This is a genomic window from Sphingobacterium sp. UBA7631, assembly GCF_002483935.1.
Lineage (GTDB): Bacteria > Bacteroidota > Bacteroidia > Sphingobacteriales > Sphingobacteriaceae > Sphingobacterium > Sphingobacterium multivorum.
Map to the genome: position 1 here is coordinate 243,085 of NZ_DLIX01000008.1, position 17,290 is coordinate 260,374.

Annotated in this window: 16 protein-coding genes; 7 read left to right on the forward strand and 9 right to left on the reverse strand. The window is 38.0% G+C overall.

Annotated features, from left to right (window positions below):
* Positions 1-142: 142 nt before the first annotated feature.
* Positions 143-1,336, reverse strand: coding sequence for an ADP-forming succinate--CoA ligase subunit beta (gene sucC, locus B3P16_RS15565; RefSeq protein ID WP_046674091.1), 1,194 nt, complete (start codon positions 1,334-1,336; stop codon positions 143-145).
* A gap of 172 nt (positions 1,337-1,508) precedes the next feature.
* Here sucC and B3P16_RS15570 point away from each other — a divergent pair, with 172 nt between their 5' ends.
* From B3P16_RS15570 to B3P16_RS15585, 4 genes are all read left to right on the forward strand, one after another.
* Entirely contained in the window at positions 1,509-2,159 is a 651-nt protein-coding gene (locus B3P16_RS15570) for an ABC transporter ATP-binding protein (RefSeq protein ID WP_172462322.1), read from the forward strand.
* A gap of 28 nt (positions 2,160-2,187) precedes the next feature.
* Entirely contained in the window at positions 2,188-2,667 is a 480-nt protein-coding gene (locus B3P16_RS15575) for a hypothetical protein (RefSeq protein ID WP_070560653.1), read from the forward strand.
* A 77-nt stretch (positions 2,668-2,744) separates the two neighbouring features.
* Positions 2,745-3,275: a hypothetical protein gene (locus B3P16_RS15580; protein WP_070560652.1), complete on the forward strand. Its 531-nt coding sequence runs from the start codon at positions 2,745-2,747 to the stop codon at positions 3,273-3,275.
* A 127-nt stretch (positions 3,276-3,402) separates the two neighbouring features.
* On the forward strand, positions 3,403-4,407 hold the full coding sequence (locus tag B3P16_RS15585; RefSeq protein ID WP_070560710.1) for a LacI family DNA-binding transcriptional regulator: 1,005 nt from the start codon (positions 3,403-3,405) through the stop codon (positions 4,405-4,407).
* A gap of 81 nt (positions 4,408-4,488) precedes the next feature.
* On the opposite strand, the gene lpdA (B3P16_RS15590) is transcribed toward B3P16_RS15585, so the two are convergent.
* Positions 4,489-5,877, reverse strand: coding sequence for a dihydrolipoyl dehydrogenase (gene lpdA, locus B3P16_RS15590; RefSeq protein WP_070560650.1), 1,389 nt, complete (start codon positions 5,875-5,877; stop codon positions 4,489-4,491).
* Between the two features lie 245 nt (positions 5,878-6,122).
* Between lpdA (B3P16_RS15590) and B3P16_RS15595 the strand changes: the two genes are divergently transcribed.
* Together B3P16_RS15595 and B3P16_RS15600 are read left to right on the forward strand one after the other, a co-directional pair.
* Positions 6,123-6,422 carry a DUF3817 domain-containing protein gene (locus tag B3P16_RS15595; RefSeq protein WP_046674086.1) on the forward strand — a complete coding sequence of 100 codons (300 nt, stop codon included), beginning with the start codon at positions 6,123-6,125 and terminating at the stop codon, positions 6,420-6,422.
* Positions 6,423-6,441: 19 nt separating this feature from the next.
* Positions 6,442-6,570, forward strand: coding sequence for a hypothetical protein (locus B3P16_RS15600; protein ID WP_286752332.1), 129 nt, complete (start codon positions 6,442-6,444; stop codon positions 6,568-6,570).
* Between the two features lie 20 nt (positions 6,571-6,590).
* On the opposite strand, the gene B3P16_RS15605 is transcribed toward B3P16_RS15600, so the two are convergent.
* The 7 genes from B3P16_RS15605 to B3P16_RS15635 form a co-directional block, all read right to left on the reverse strand.
* Positions 6,591-6,995, reverse strand: a complete 405-nt coding sequence (locus tag B3P16_RS15605; protein ID WP_046674085.1) for an acyl-CoA thioesterase — start codon at positions 6,993-6,995, stop codon at positions 6,591-6,593.
* Between the two features lie 66 nt (positions 6,996-7,061).
* The gene (gene lpdA / locus B3P16_RS15610) at positions 7,062-8,468 is read right to left on the reverse strand and encodes a dihydrolipoyl dehydrogenase (RefSeq protein WP_286843485.1); all 1,407 of its coding nucleotides are present in this window, start codon (positions 8,466-8,468) and stop codon (positions 7,062-7,064) included.
* Positions 8,469-8,683: 215 nt separating this feature from the next.
* A complete protein-coding gene (locus tag B3P16_RS15615) occupies positions 8,684-9,217 on the reverse strand; it encodes a plastocyanin/azurin family copper-binding protein (protein ID WP_070562060.1) in 534 nt (177 codons plus the stop codon).
* 176 nt (positions 9,218-9,393) lie between these two features.
* Positions 9,394-10,995 (reverse strand): response regulator, encoded by a 1,602-nt coding sequence (locus B3P16_RS15620; protein ID WP_070562062.1) that lies wholly within the window; start codon positions 10,993-10,995, stop codon positions 9,394-9,396.
* Between the two features lie 22 nt (positions 10,996-11,017).
* Positions 11,018-11,578, reverse strand: coding sequence for a chemotaxis protein CheB (locus B3P16_RS15625; protein ID WP_070562064.1), 561 nt, complete (start codon positions 11,576-11,578; stop codon positions 11,018-11,020).
* 6 nt (positions 11,579-11,584) lie between these two features.
* Positions 11,585-12,424: a CheR family methyltransferase gene (locus B3P16_RS15630; RefSeq protein WP_236560115.1), complete on the reverse strand. Its 840-nt coding sequence runs from the start codon at positions 12,422-12,424 to the stop codon at positions 11,585-11,587.
* Positions 12,412-15,837 (reverse strand): hybrid sensor histidine kinase/response regulator, encoded by a 3,426-nt coding sequence (locus B3P16_RS15635; RefSeq protein WP_286843487.1) that lies wholly within the window; start codon positions 15,835-15,837, stop codon positions 12,412-12,414. Before B3P16_RS15635 ends, B3P16_RS15630 begins: the two co-directional genes overlap by 13 nt.
* A gap of 933 nt (positions 15,838-16,770) precedes the next feature.
* Between B3P16_RS15635 and B3P16_RS15640 the strand changes: the two genes are divergently transcribed.
* Positions 16,771-17,289 carry a KdsC family phosphatase gene (locus tag B3P16_RS15640; protein ID WP_070562067.1) on the forward strand — a complete coding sequence of 173 codons (519 nt, stop codon included), beginning with the start codon at positions 16,771-16,773 and terminating at the stop codon, positions 17,287-17,289.
* Position 17,290: the final 1 nt, after the last annotated feature.

The window sequence follows — 17,290 nt, forward strand, 5'->3', positions numbered from 1 at the left end:
GACACATAGCTCACTTTGCTATGAAATATCGGATCGGTAGGAAGTGCTTTTTTTTTCGTTGTGGCGTACAGAAATAGCCGATAGAAACAAAAAAGCGCGGATTATAACTAATCCGCGCTTTTTGTTATGATGATTAAAGGAACTAACCTTTTAATACTTTTGTTACCAATTCAGCAGCTTCTTTCAATAAGATTGCGGAATAAACTTGTAAACCGGACTCATCAATTAATTTTTTAGCCTCTTCAGCATTCGTACCTTGAAGGCGAACGATGATTGGAACAGGGATGTTACCGATTTCGCTGTAAGCATCAATTACACCTTGAGCAACACGGTCACAACGAACAATACCACCGAAGATATTAATTAAGATCGCTTTTACGTTAGGGTCCTTTAAGATGATATTGAAACCAGCCTTTACAGTTTCAGCGTTAGCAGTACCACCTACGTCCAAGAAATTTGCAGGTTCACCACCAGCTAATTTGATGATGTCCATTGTAGCCATTGCTAAACCAGCACCATTTACCATACAACCTACGTTACCATCTAATTTAACGTAGTTAAGGTTTGATTCACCAGCTTCAACTTCCGTCGGATCTTCTTCAGTTACGTCACGCATAGCAGCGTAATCTGGGTGACGGTACAAAGCGTTCTCATCAAGATTTACCTTCGCATCAACTGCTAAGATCTTGTCGTCTGAAGTTTTTAATACCGGATTGATCTCAAACATAGAAGAGTCTGTAGAATCGTATGCTTTGTAAAGAGCAGCAACAAATTTTACCATTTCTTTGTGTGCAGCACCAGAAAGACCAAGATTGAAAGCAATTTTACGTGCTTGGAATCCTTGTAAGCCTACTTTTGGATCGATTTCTTCTTTGAAAATCAAGTGTGGTGTTTTTTCTGCAACTTCTTCGATATCCATACCACCTTCTGTAGAGTACATAACGATGTTACGTCCTTTAGCACGGTCTAATAATACAGACATGTAGAATTCTTTTGTTTCGCTCTCGCCTGGATAATAAACGTCTTGAGCTACCAAAACTTTGTTTACTTTTTTACCTTCAGGTCCAGTTTGAGGCGTTACTAATTGCATGCCAATGATGTCAGTTGCTCTTTGTTTGACTTCATCTAAGTTCTTAGCCAACTTGACACCACCACCTTTACCACGGCCACCAGCGTGAATTTGAGCTTTAACAACAACCCAATCAGAATTGTAGTCTTCTTTCATTTTTTTGGCCGCTTCCACAGCTTGCTCTGGAGTATCTGCTACGATACCTTCCTGTACGCGCACACCAAAGCTCTTTAGTATTTGCTTTCCTTGATATTCGTGAATGTTCATTTGCAAAAATATTTGGCGTAAAAATATAATTTTTTGGGGGATAAGACAAGGGATAAGTTGCTCTTTTATCTATTTTTTGACATTTAGACAAAATAAAATGGCTGGAATAGAGAAATAACAGCTTATTTATTCAAACTCGTGGTATCGTAAATTTATTTATCTTTGTCCTATGATGTTACATGCCAAAGGAATTCACAAAGCTTATGGATCATTACCAATTTTGAAAGGTGTTGATATCGCTGTTGAAAAAGGGGAAATCGTCAGTATTGTTGGTGCCTCAGGAGCTGGAAAAAGTACACTGTTGCATATTATTGGTACCTTGGATAAGCCTGATCAGGGGACAGTTTTCATCAATGGTGTTGATGTTCAAAAATTGAATGCTAAAAAGCTCAGTGCTTTCCGTAATGAACATATTGGTTTTGTTTTTCAATTTCACCATTTGCTGCCTGAATTTACGGCCTTGGAAAACGTATGTATTCCAGCTTTTATTCAGGGAAAAGGGAGATCCGAGGCGGAAGCTAAAGCAAGAGAATTGCTGGAATTATTGGGGGTTTCTCATCGTATTGACCACAAGCCCGCTGAAATGTCTGGCGGCGAACAACAACGCGTTTCTGTGGCGCGCGCTTTGATCAATGATCCTTCCATTATTTTGGCCGATGAACCTTCGGGTAATCTTGACTCAGAGAACGCGGCAGCTTTACATCAATTGTTTTTTGATCTTAGACATAAATTTCAACAGACATTTATTATCGTTACTCATAATGAGGAGCTTGCCCGAATTTCGGATCGAACGATTCATATGCGCGATGGGTTAGTCGTGTAACAGTAATCGGGATTATAATTATATTTTAATGAAGAAAATACTCATAACTTTCGGGACCAGACCTTTGGCGATGCGTATCGCTAAAAGACTTGGGACTGATTTCGAAATATTATATGCAAGTTCAGAAGATATTCCCGAATTGCTTTTAGCCTCAGGGAAATATGCTAAAATTCCAAAAGGTCTTCTTCCTACTTTTGCGCATGAGATACTCAAATTAAGTTTAGACCAAGAGGTTGATTATGTATTGCCTCTGGGTGGTTTTGAGCTGGAGCCATTGTCCACTGCCAAGGTATTATTTGAGGAATATCAGATCTCCGTTCTTGTCCCCGATAAACAACAGCTTGAAACTATTCCTGTTATGGAAAATCCACCTGCTGAATTGCCTTATAAACTCCTTTCGAAGGGGAACAATTTATTGGATTCGACGAGATTTGACAGGCCATTGGATGGATTGTTTGTCACTTCGGATTCAGGCGAGGACTTAGCGCTAATTTGTGTGTCCAAATAGAATCTTATTGTTGTGGCCAGTGTCATTAAGGTTTTAACGATGTCGACACAACCCTTAATTTTAAGCTTTTACTTATCATGATGTTTCCAGAAGATAAAAAGGTATATGTTTTTGAATTGGATGATGTTGTTTTTCCTAAAAAGGATTACTTACTTCAAGTATATTATCTTTTTGCTAGTTTTATAGAATTTACAGAGACTGTTCCTGCGCAAGCAGATTTGGTTCAATTTATGAAAAATCACCTTGAGCATCAAGGTGAGTATTTATTGTTCGAACATGCGCAGCAAACTTTTGGATTTGATCCAAAATATAAAGAGAATTTTGAGCGGCTTCATGTCAATGCAATTTTGCCGCTACGGTTACATTTGTTTGATCATATTAATACGCTGTTTAAGCAATTAAAAGCGGCAGATAAACATGTATGTATTTTGACGAAAGGAAATCCGCTAGAACAACTCAATAAAGTTAAATTTGTGGATTGGGGTGAATATGGGGATGATATAAAAGTTTATTTTAAAGATGAACTTGTTTTTAGGGAAATTGATCCATTGGAGTTCCTCGCCAAGGAGTTTACCGTTGAAACGGCTGCAATTCAATTTGTAGACTAAGTTTACAGTCAGTATCTTTGTTGAATCTACCAACAATAATTGCCATTAAAGTCGTTGTCGATATTGTTGAGAAAAAATTATGATTAGGGATATAAAAGCCCTATTTTTATATAAAGCCCTTGGATTTATGAATAAAGTGAACAAGCCTGCCACGATTAAAGAAATTGCCAAGAAGCTCAAAATCAGTCCTTCGACAGTTTCTAGAGCATTGAATGATCACCCAAGTATTGGACTGGTAACAACAATGCGGGTTAAAAAAATGGCCGAAGAATTGAATTATGAACCCAATCAGACGGCTATATTCTTCAAGCAGCGTAAAACTTTTACGATTGCTGTAATCTTACCGAGTTTGTCTGAACCGTTTTTTTCTTTCGCTATTAGTGAAATTGAAAATGTCGCATCAGAACACCGATATACAGTTCTGATGGGGCAATCCTTGGATGATCCTGATCGGGAAGAGCAAATTTTAAAAACATTTAAAAACCATCGTGTTGATGGGATTTTAATGTCTATAGGTAAAAAGACGACCAATTTGGAATTTATTGAGAAATTGGAATCGTCCGGTATCCCGATTGTTTTCTTTGACTGTGTGCCTAGTTTACCCAATATCAATAAAGTACAAAGTGATCTTTCTACGGGTATGAACGAAGCTGTGGACGCCTTCGTAGCCCGTGGACACAAAGTTATCGCGCTTGTAAATGGGCCGAAAACACTGCCCGCTAGTGAAGACAGAAAAGTAGCTTACCTATCGGCAATGAAAAGGAATGGGATGGATATTCTGGAGAAGAATATCATCGAAACGGATTTGAGTACGGAAGGAAACGAGAAAGCGATGGATCATATATTCGCGATGTCTGAGCGGCCTTCAGCCATTATATCTTTTAATGACTTTGTTACACTTGATTTGATGAAAGCAGCCAGACAAAAGGGGCTTGTCTTAAATCAAGATATTTTCTTTATTAGTTATGCCAACTATCCGTTATGGCAATATATGGAAAATCCGCCAATGGGACGCATAGAGCAATTTCCAGGCATGCAAGCGCGTAAAGCCGCTGAAATCTTATTTGAACGCATTGACAATACCGAAATTGTCGATCAACAGATCGTCTTTAAGTCACGATTGGTTATGTAATCGCTATTATCCATTCGGCAATAAAACTAAAAAGGGGAAAATCATTAGATTTTCCCCTTTTTAGTTCTATTTTTTTTAATACTACAAGTGGATCACTTCGCCGTAAGCATCAGCACAAGCTTCCATAATCGCTTCACTCATTGTTGGGTGAGGATGGATCGTTTTAATCATTTCATGACCTGTTGTTTCCAATTTGCGGGCAACAACAACTTCTGCAATCATCTCGGTCACATTGGCTCCGATAAGGTGTGCGCCTAGAAACTCACCATATTTAGCGTCAAAGATAACTTTAACAAAGCCATCTTTCGCACCAGCAGCTGAAGCTTTTCCTGAAGCTGAGAATGGGAATTTACCAACTTTAATTTCATAGCCGGCTTCTTTTGCCGCTTTTTCGGTATAACCTACAGAAGCAATTTCTGGGGAGCAATAGGTACAGCCTGGGATATTATTGTAGTCAATAGGTTCAACATGTAGCCCTTTGATTTTTTCAACACATGTGATCCCTTCTGCTGAGGCAACGTGAGCCAGGGCTTGGCCTTTAACGATGTCACCGATAGCATATACACCTTCGATGTTTGTTTTGTAGAAATCATCTACAACAACACGGCCGCGATCAGTTTTTACACCAACCTCTTCCAAGCCGATATTTTCGATATTTGGAGCGATGCCAACAGCCGATAATACAATCTCTGCTTCGATAACTTCAATACCTTTTTCTGTTTTGATTGAAACTTTGCTCAACTCACCTGTTGTGTCAACGGATTGAACTTCAGATTTCGTTAAGATGGTGATACCTTGTTTCTTTAAGCTTTTCTCTAATTGTTTTGAAATTTCTTCATCTTCAACAGGAACGATTCTATCCATAAACTCTACGATCGTTACCTTTGTTCCGATTGCATTATAGAAATAAGCGAATTCAACACCGATTGCACCGGAGCCAACAACAACTAAAGACTTTGGTTGCTTAGGAAGTGTCATTGCCTGACGGTAACCGATGATTTTTTTACCATCTTGCGGTAAATTAGGCAATTCACGTGAACGTGCACCAGTCGCTAGGATGGTATGTTTTGCCGAATATTCTTTAGTAGAACCGTCTGCTCCTTTTACATCGATTTTACCACCTTTTTTAATTTTTGCAGTTCCATTGATGACGTCGATTTTATTCTTTTTCATCAAGAACTGAATACCTTTACTCATTCCTTCAGCAACCCCGCGACTTCTTTTGACAATAGCGTCAAAATCAGCCTCACCACCTTGAACATTGATGCCGTAATCAGCGGCATGGTTTAAATATTCAAATACCTGAGCACTTTTCAATAATGCTTTTGTAGGGATACAGCCCCAGTTTAGACAGATTCCGCCTAATGATTCGCGTTCAATAATCGCTGTTTTGAACCCTAACTGAGCGGCTCTAATGGCAGCAACATACCCGCCTGGACCACTACCGATTACAATGATGTCGTAATTCATATAAATAAATATTCTGTAGTTGAGTGTTATAGCTTCAAATGACAAAATATGTGAAGCATATATTCATTCAAAAGTACGCATTTTTTCTGATGAATATGAACTATTTATTGTAAAATTGGCGGTTTCTGATAAAACACTGTCGCTGTTTCTAGCTGAATGTCACATCCTGGTCAAAGGGGGAAAAATAATAGTTAAAGCGTTTTTAGTGTCTTATTTTTGAAGTTCACAATACACAGTTTATCATTATGTTAAGAATATTCAGACAGATCGCCTTGTGGGAAGCTATCTCCACCATTTGCTTGTTTTTTATTGCTATGCCCTTGAAGTATTTTGCGGGAATCCCCGAAGCTGTCAAAATAGCCGGTTCCATTCATGGCTTCTTTGTTGTTATTTTTGTGGTTATGCTGATTATGTCAACAGTAGAATACAAGTGGCCTATATTAAAAGCGGTAAAATATTTCTTAGCATCCTTGATCCCTATTTTTGGCTTTTGGGTGGAATTGGACCTTAAAAAAGAAATCGAAGGAAAAAGACAGAAGTCATAGTGTTTGTATAAAAATTCAAATGCATGATTTTTATAAAGGTTCAGGAAGAGGTAAGAGAAGGAATTGGATTGCGAATAGACCAGAGGAATCGCCTGTATTCAATGGACGAATACTTGTGTCCCTCTCCTTTGCGGGAGATATCAATTAATAAGAACAGGAGAGAGATGTTTAATCCTCTCTACCTGTCTTCTCAATACCCATATACGCATAGGTAATGCTATCCCTTCCGTGGGGAGCAGGATTACCTTCTTCATCCAGGTTTACAAAGACCAATTTATCGATTGATAGAATTGTTTTTCTGGATATTTTATTGCGGACCTCGCAGCGCATCGTTAACGATGTTGTTCCAAAATTGATCGCTTCAATACCCAGTTCAAGTATATCGCCTTGTTTGGCTGAGCTTACAAAGTTAATTTCTGAAATAAATTTCGTAACCACTTTGGGGTTTCCTAATTGAACGATAGCATAAATGACCGCTTCTTCATCAATCCATCGCAGGAGTGTTCCGCCAAATAATGTTCCATTGGGATTTAGGTCTTCGGGTTTGACCCACTTTCTTGTATAAAAATTCATCGTGTTTAGGTAGTTAAGAGAAAGGGGAAAAGTTTCCTTTTCCCCTTACGTTTCGATATTTATCGCCTAAGCGTGTATTGCTCTATTTGCTGTAGCTGCTAGCGCCGCCTCTTTGATTGCTTCCGTGTAGGTTGGGTGTGCGTGGCAAATACGTGCGATATCTTCTGCAGATGCACGGTATTCCATAGCTACGGTTGCCTCACCAATCATATCTGCTGCACGAGGACCGATCATATGTACACCTAATACTTCGTCAGTTGTCGCGTCTGCCAGTACTTTTACAAAACCGTCGGTGTCACCCGATGCTTTTGCACGACCAGAAGCTTTGAAAGAGAATGATCCAGCTTTGTATTTTACACCAGCCTCTTTAAGTTGTTCTTCCGTCTTGCCAACAGAAGCAACTTCAGGCCAAGTATAAACAACTCCTGGAATCAAATTATAATCAATATGTGGTTTTTGACCTGCGATATATTCTGCAACATATACACCTTCGTCCTCAGCTTTGTGTGCCAACATTGCTCCAGTGATCACATCACCAATTGCAAATACACCTTGCACTGCTGTTTCCAGATGGGCATTAACGGGGATTTTCTTACCTCTTTCTTCTACTGTGATGCCGATATTTTCTAGTCCTAAACCTTCAGAATACGCGGTACGACCAACGGCTACGATACAGTAGTCGCCTTCTAAAGTTACTTCTTGTCCTTTTGGATCTTCAGCAGTTACTTTTACAACTTTACCTTTCGCGGAAGCTCCAGTCACTTTATGACCTAAATAGAACTCCATGCCCAATGATTTTTTCAAAACACGTTGTAGTTCTTTTCCTAAGCCACCATCCATTGTACCGATGATAGATTTTGCAAATTCAACAACAGATACTTTTGAACCCAAACGCGCATAAACAGAACCGAGTTCCAAACCGATAACACCACCACCAATGACAATAAGGTGTTTTGGTATTTCTTTTAGGTTAAGTGCTTCGGTTGAGGTAATGATTCTTTTTTTATCAACAGGTAAGGAAGGCAATGAAGTCGGTTTCGATCCCGTTGCGATAATTACATTTTTAGCAGTGATCTGCTCTGTAGAACCATCTGCTTTCGTTATTTTGATGGTGTTTTTGTCCACAAATGAACCGACACCCTGAAAACTGTCAATTTTATTCTTCTTAAATAAGAAGGTGATACCGGCAGTATTTTGGGCAATGACATCGTCTTTACGAGCAATCATCTTTGCCATGTCTACTTTCAGATCTTTCAAACTGATGCCAAATGCATCAAAATTGTGCGCAGCATTGTGGTAATGCTCCGAAGAATCTAAAAGCGCTTTTGAAGGAATACATCCAACGTTAAGACAAGTACCACCAAATGTGCTATATTTTTCAATAACAGCTGTTTTTAATCCTAATTGGGCACAACGGATAGCTCCTACATATCCGCCTGGACCACTTCCGATTACAATTACGTCGTATTGCATTGATTACGTTTTATTTTTTTGTAGCACAAATTTAATGATTATTAATGGGATAGGAAATCAAAACTTACGATTTGTGATCAAAGACCCTTACTTTACATTTTTTTGATAAAAGAATGGAAATTATGCACCTTGGGGAGGAACGGGGCGGTGCTTATAAAGGGGATAAATCTAAAAAAGGATATTCAAAATATGAATATCCTTTTTTTACTTATTTGTTATTCTGCAACAATTTTTCCTTGCATGACACCATAGTGACCAGGGAAGCTACAAATAAACGTATAAACTCCTTTTTCAAGTGTAAATGTGATTTTATCAGTTTCTCCAGGTCCCAATAATTTGGTGTGGGAAACAATTGAAGATAAAGCTGATTTTGGAATATATTCGTCTGCAGCAGCTGCAGCAGCCTCAGCACCAAAAGTTGGAAGATCAACACCTGGTTTTAGGATAACGACGTTATGTCCCATGGACTCTTTCGGCATAGTACCTGCATTTTTGAAAGATAATTCTACTGGCTCACCCGCTTTTACACGGAAAAGATCCTTATTATATTTCATTTGATCGTTACCTTCTAAAGATAAGCTGTTGGAAATAGCTACGTTTTCAATACCAGGCACTGTTTCTGTTGCTTGGCTTTCGGTTGAAGTTGTCGCTTCTGTACCAGTTGATTTTTCAGACTTGTCACTGTTTCCACCACAAGATGCAATTGATAAAGCAACTGCAACTGCTGGTATCATAAAAAGTTTTTTCATTTGAATGATTGTTTGTTTATCTTTTATTTATTGTAGGCATTTCCGCAGCCTTTAGCGGTTTAGTGATGAAGTTATGACGAACTTGATTCCTTTCTGGATGTGCGTTCTTGAGAAATAACATCAAAACATATTGTTTATGTTCTAAAATTAATGATTTCATTGATAAATTGAAACTATCATTTCAATTTTGACAATAAAGTATCAATTGTTTTATATAATTTGATAGGATCGAATGGCTTTCCGACAACTTCATTGGCTCCAGCATCGAGCGCTTCCTGTTGTTCGGCTTGAAGCACAGAGGCTGAAATGGAAATAATCGGCATGTTTGCGATTATCGGATTCGTGTTTCGACGTATTTCCTTGATCGCTTCAAAACCACTCATGAGTGGCATATGGGCGTCCATAAACACCAGATCAATTTTTTTCTTATTGATTTCTTCTAATGCAATGAGGCCATTGGTCGCCAAAGTGATCTCGCAATTCCAGCTCTTCAGGATATTTGCCAGCATAAAACTGTTTAATTCATTGTCTTCAGCAATGAGAATCATCGGAAAGTTGAACTTGGGTAATTCCGTATAGAGTACCTGCGTTTCTTTCTCTACCGGTTTGTCTTTGATTTTGTCAAAGGTACATTCAAAAGAAAATATACTTCCTTTACCGTATTCACTTGAAGCAAAAACCCGACCGTTGAGCAGCGCAGCAATACGTTTTACAATTGCAAGACCTAGTCCTGTACCGCCAAACTTTTTGGTGATACTATCCTCTCCCTGTTCAAACGCAATAAATATTTTCTCCAGGGCATCTTCTACAATGCCGATCCCTGTGTCTATCACCTGAAACCCTAAACAAATGCTATGGTTATCTTCTGCTAGGAGTTGAATCTTTAATACAACAGAACCTTCCGAGGTGAATTTAAAACTATTGGAGATAAAGTTGGTCAGTATTTGTTTTAATCGAAGTGGATCGGTTAGAAAATAACTTGTGATCCGATCGTCCACATCAATTGAAAAATCCAGGCCTTTGTAGACCGCTTTATCAATGAAGAGATTGTTTAGATCATCCGTAATATCATGTACAGAGGTAGATTCCATATTAAGTTTCATCATACCCGAGTCAACTTTAGATAGGTCGAGTATGTCGTTGATAATAGTCAACAGATTTTGAGAGGCAGAATCCAATTTATTGATCCAATTTTCTTGCTCTAGCGTGAGCTGCGAGTTTTTTAGCATCTGTGTAATGCCCATAATACCGTTAATCGGGGTACGGATCTCATGGCTCATATTGGCCAAAAAGGTTTCCTTGGATTTTCGAGCAAGATCGGCCTCTTCTTTAGCTTTGAGAATCGCCTGTTTTGATTCTTCTAAGGCTATGTTTTTCTCTTTAATTTCTTGCTGTATCAGTAATTGCTGGACAAAAGATTTTACTTTCGCGATGGTTGCTTCCGGGTTAAGCGGTTTATATAAATAATCCACAGCTCCACTATTTAGTCCCTGAATAAGGTATTTGTCTTCTTTTGAGATTGCTGTTACCATAATAGGGATAATATGGTTTGTTTTCGGATTCTTCTTTAGGAAGGAAACAAATTCAAAACCATTGATCTCGGGCATCTGTACGTCAACAAGTGCTAAATCAATATCCTCTTTCCAACAGATTTTTAAAGCTTCGTTGGGATCTGTGCTCGTCACTATATTTATATTTTCGATATCCTCCAGTAATGCTGTTAGACTGATAATATTTTCAATTTTATCATCGACAATCAATATATTTACCTTCTTCATTTTAGCAAATCTAAATACAATTTTAAGTCAACTGTTTGACGTAGTCCTTTATTTCTTGAATGCTCAAAATGCGTTCCTGCGCATCGAGTTGAATAGCTGCTTCGGGCATGATGGGAACTTCAGCAGTCACAGGGTCTTGTACAAATGTCTTCCCGCCGTATCGTTTTATCATTAATAATCCTTGTGCACCATCCTGATTCGCCCCAGAGAATAAAATAGCTGTACAATTTTCTTTATATATTTCGGCTACGGATTCAAAAGTCACATCAATTGATGGTCTGGAATATTGAACAGGTTCTGAGATATCCAAAGAAAAGCTATAGTCTGGTTCAACTAAAAGATGATAGCCCGCAGGGGCAAAATAGATCGTTCCATTTTCTATCGCTTCCTTATCATCTGCAGTTTTTATTTTTTGAACAAGTGCTTTAGATAGCGTGTCCTCAATACTAGAAGCATACTTAGGGTTTCTGTGTACGATGACAATAACGGGTATGCGAATTGGCCGTTCCAATGACTTTAAAATATTTAGAATCACACTAAACCCACCTGCAGACCCCGCTAATAAAAGAATTTTTCTTTCCATTACCTACTACCCAATTTTTTGGTAAATATTCTGTTTTTTGTTTACGATCTTAAATTTAGCAGCATCTTTATAGTTGATTAAAGATTCTTTTGCTCCCAAACATAAGAAGCCCAGATGGCAAAGTGAATGATAGAATAAATCCAGGACTTTATTTTGCAATTCAGTATCAAAATAGATCAATACATTACGGCAGGTAATCAGTTGAAATTCATTAAAAACGCCATCGGATACCAAACTATGTATGGAGAAAAGGACATTTTTTTTAAGACTATTATTAATGGTAGCGGCGTTGTACATCGCTGTATAATAATCTGACAATGAGTTTTTCGGTTCCGTCTTAATAAAATTTTCCGAGTATTCCTTAACTTTCGTAAGCGAATAAATACCGCGTTTTGCCTTTTCTAACACTTTGCCATTGATATCGGTGCCATAGATAAACGCCCGTTGGTAAAGATTTGCTTCTTCTAATAAGATGGCTAGCGAATAGACTTCTTCGCCAGTCGAACAACCTGCACTCCAGAGTTTGATATGTGGATAAGTTGCGAGATAGGGAAATACATCCGTTTTTACAGCTTTATAAAAATCGGGATCCCTAAACATTTCAGTCACATTGACTGTAATTTCCTGTAGGAAATAGGTGCTGAATCCGGGCTGATTGATCAAATTGGACTTTAGCTCCTGTAGATTGAGCTTGTTAAGTTCCATTATTCTAGTCACACGTCTTTTTAAAGAAGCTCTTGTATAGCCGGACACATCATATCCGTGGAGATTTTTGACTATATCAATAACTTCTTCTAACTCTTCAAAATTGATCATTGCTACTATTTTATCAGTTAACTCAGCCATACGCGCATTAGGGATATTAATTTGTCAACATCAACCGGTTTACTAATATAATCGTTTGCACCAACAGCAATTGTTTTTTCCCGATCACCTTTCATGGCTTTCGCTGTCACAGCAATAATTGGAAGGTTTGCAAATTTCTTGTTTGCCCTTATTTTTTCAATAGCTTCATAACCATCCATCACGGGCATCATGATATCCATTAAGACAAGGTCAATCTGTTCATTTCGTTCAAGAATATCTAATGCCTCCTGACCATTATTGGCAATTTCAATGTTCATATCATAGCTTTCAAACGCCGTGCTAAGAGCAAATATATTTCGCATATCGTCATCTGCTAGTAGTACTGTTTTGGAAGCTAAATTGTTTTCAGCAATGACAGAAGCTCCGGCGTGATTGAACATATTGTATTCGCTCTTATTGCTGCGGATTTTATTTAAGAATAAATTAACTTCATCGATCAGGCGATTATTTGATTTCGCTGACTTAAGGACCATCGCTTGGCTGTGATGCAAAATTTCGGAAGTCTGCTCTGTGGTGAGTTCCATTGCCGTATTGATGATAATAGGTAAATCCCTAAATTGATCGTTCGATTTGATTTCATTCAGGAGTTCAATGCCCGATTTGTCAGGAAGGTTTAGGTCCATAATGATGCAGTCAAACAATTTCTCTTGATCTAATAAATCGAGAGCCTGTCTCGCATTGAAGGCCTGAAATATCTGAATGTGCTGTTCTTCCAAAGATTGTTTGATAAAATCGCTTTGGATTTCCTGATCTTCCACAAGCAGAATTTTTTTCAGTGGATGACTAGTCGATGCTTTTATTTTTAAGAATGTTTCAGCCAAAGATTCTTCTGACACAGGTTTAGCCATAAACCCGATGGCCCCGGCAGAAATAGGTTCGTCATGTAAAAATGTTCCTGCCGACATCATGTGTACAGGAATCTCCTTGGTGCTGTCGATTTTTTTGAGGTTACGAAGAACTTCCCAGCCGTCCATTTTAGGCAACATAATATCTAGGATAATCGCGGCAGGGCGTAAATTCTGTGCTTTTTGTAGCCCATCCTGCCCATCATAGCTGATGTATACATCGTAGCCGTTTTGTTCGGCGTAGTCTTTTAGAATATCTGCAAAAATGAAATCGTCTTCAATAATCAGCAGTTTATTATGTTTTCCATCGTTGTCGATTGACTTTGTTTTTTCGACTATAGGATTTTCCTTCGGAATTTGTGTTGGCGGATTACTTTCTTTTTCGATAGATGGTACTTTCGGAACCTGAATTTCTTGTTCTAGCGGGATACTGAAGGTGAAGATACTACCTTCACCAACCTTACTGGATAAGATTATTTTCCCTTTTAATAAGCTAGCAATTTCGCGGCATATCGATAAGCCTAAACCTGTGCCACCATATTTACGGCTCGTTGAGCCATCTTCCTGTTTAAAAGCATCAAAGATAAGCTCTTGTTTTTCAGGGGCGATCCCGATCCCGTTATCTTTGACCGTAAAAAGAAGATTTTCTGCTTCAGCTATTATTCCTAAAGAAACTTCGCCTTTTTCACTTGTAAACTTGAACGCATTCGATAATAAATTCTTGAGGACTTGTTGTATACGATGTTCATCACCAATGAATTCCTGCGGTGCATTTACATTGACATCGAGTAAGAAGTGAATATCTTTCGACGCTGCGGTATCGCTGAAAAAATCTTTAATATAATTGACAAGGTCGTACGTGTTGATACGTTCTTTTTGGACTTCAACCTTCCCCGATTCAATTTTTGCCAGATCCAACAATTCGTTAATTAAATGTAGGAGATCTGAGCCGGCACTATGAATAACAGAAGCATACTTTATTTGGTCTTCACTGAGGTTTTTCTTTTTGTTATCCTGAAGTAATTTGGCAAGAATGAGAATACTATTGAGTGGTGTCCGCAATTCATGGCTCATATTGGCCATAAATTCAGATTTATATTTGCTCGACAGCTCTACTTCCTCTATTTTTTGAGCTATGGCCTGACGGGCTTTTTCCAGATCTTCATTTTGTGCAAAGAGCAATTTGGCCTTCTCGTCCAGCTCATTATTGGTTTGGATAAGCTCTTCCTGCTGTACTCTAAGCTCTTCCTCAGAAGCCTCCAACAAATGTGTCTTATGGATTAACTCCTCATTGGTTGTTCTCAATTCCTCCTGTTGAGTCTCTAATTCCTCTGTTTGTTGTTGAAGTTCCTCATAAAGATCAGCAAGCTTTCCATGCGTTTGGGCTACTTTTATGATAACGGCAATGTTATCTTTTGCTTTATCCAAGAAGTTAAATCGCAGTTGCTCGTCCTTCGCATTAATAATTGGGCAACAAATTTCCATGATACCGACACACTGGTTTTCATAAGAGAAGGGTACAATATAAATCTCAGTTTCTAAGCGGTCGGATAATGAGGTTTCTAAGATAAGATGCTTGTGGTCGACGTCCTTTATTTTAACGACTTCATGATTGTTTGCGACTTCGCCCAAAATACCATCGTTTTCCTTAAACGTTCGTTTGATAAACTGTGTGGAGGAAATGCCAATTTTGTGGCAAAGCTGATACTCCTGATAGTTATCATCGAAAATATAAATAGTCCCACCTAAAGCTTTTGTCGTGGAAGCAATAGCATGTAGGCTTATTTCGGCAATTTTCTTGTCTGTATAGTCACCGCGTAATTGTTCGTCGATGCCATTAATAGCATTCAAAATCCAGTTATCACTGTTGGTCTGGTCTTGCAATAGTTGGAGGCGGTTGTTGGATTCTTGCTGACTTTTCACTGTAGACCTCAGAAATCTAGAGATCGAGGAAATTTTGGCGAGAATATAGAAAAATCCACTTAAGCCAATGGCGATGAAAAGGTAAGTAATGTACTGGGCGAGTTGTAGTTCATTTCTAGATCTTTCTAAGAGTCTTGCCCTTTGATCCAATAAGTCTCTCGACATGAGATCGATCTGATTTAATATCGAGGCTTTTCGCTCGTGAATATTATGGGATATGGATTGTGTTTCCTTCGTGTTATCAATATCCTGCTCAAAGTCGTAAAATGCAACAATATCCTTTCGGATGTTTTCAGTGCTGTTTGGCTGAACATGATAGAAATCATCTTTTAGACTTAAAGATCGTAACAGTTCATCCATTTTTTTTAATTCCATTTTATAAGGAATAAATAGTGAAGCGTCTTTCTTATTCACGTAATCAAGTTTGATGTCATTTACCTCGTCTACACTTGATTTGATTTCATTAATGATATTGAATCTATTTTCGGCGACACGAACAATACTTCGCTCGTTATTTAAGTTATGATGCAGCGATATGAAAAAATATAGGGCTGAAAGGAAGATAAGCGAAAAAGAAATGATCACTCCAATGGTAATTTGCTTTCTATAATTTTTTCGATCCATGTGAGAATGAGTTTATCGTTTTACTTTTCTGTAGGTATTGTGTTTCGATGGTACCTGGGGAAAAAGATATATGTAAAATAACAAAAAAACTTGCTATTCCTAAAATAATCAAAAGTCAGCATAGAAACAAACCTGTACAGCCGTCAAGGATCCCACCAATCTATTTGCGCACAACATCGACTTTTTGTTGCATAAGCGTAACTTAGACCATTTTTTTGTCTTTTCATTCTTAGTCGCAGCAAATTGGGGGCAAGTAGTGATCAGGTTTGATATTCTAATAGTATTTGTTCAGTCCTCGTTCAGTGATTGTTCAGTGCTTGTTCAGTGCTTGTTCAGTGATTACTCAGTATGAACTGAATATTGAGTGACTGATCACTGTTTAATAATAGATGGAAAACTGTAGTAAGCTTTAAGGTGATATGAAGATCTGTCAGACCGATTGTTATTTCGATTGATAATAAGATATTATGGTAATCATCAAATAGTAGAATCTATGAAATAGAAGAAGAAAAAATACTTATAAAAACAAAACCCTGATGATGGGCACCAGGGTTCGTTACTAACCAATTATAAACCTAAATTATGAAAAGACTCTTTAAGGGCTTCTAAACTAAATTAGTTGCCGTGTTGTGCCGTGAAAACTAAAAATGATTGTTTTTTTAATCTTATGCAAGCTTCAAGTCAATAACTCTTCTGATTGCTTGCTGTTAGTGTTTCATAGCGAGATAACCTTTAATTATCTTCTACAAAGATACGGTAAATATACCGTAGCATCCAAATATTTTTAAGAATAAGTTGCTAATACAACTATGTTGTGACACACAAATGATATTTTGGCTTATCTGAATAATTATCTGACAGTGTTGTCAATTAGATCAGTATAGCTTCGCGAATTATTACTAGAAATGCCTTACTTTTACAAAAAATATATTTATGGTATTGACTGAATTTAAATCGATAAAAGCATTTGTATTGGATGTAGATGGTGTGCTGACTGATGGTACTGTGCAAGTTAATGAAGAAGGGCATCAGTTACGTACATTTCATATAAAAGATGGCTATGCCATGCAGTTGGCGATCAAGAAAGGTTATCCGATTTTTATTATCACAGGTGGAGGTTCGAAGGGCGTCGAGCAGCGGATGAAAGGTTTGGGGATCAAAGAAGTCTATTCAAAAGTTACGGACAAGCTTTCTAAAATGAAAGAACTTGCTTGTGATTACAAGCTTGAATTAAATCAATTGATGTACATCGGCGACGATATCCCTGATCTTAGCTGCATGAAGTCCGTTGGGATAGCTGTTTCTCCGGCAGATGCAGTAGAAGAGATCAAGAAAATTTCACATTATGTGTCTGGTTTTTGTGGCGGAAAGGGAGTTGTACGTGAATTGATCGAAAAGGTAATGAAAGTACAAGGCAACTGGTATGAGGATGAAACGGTAAAAAGCATATAGG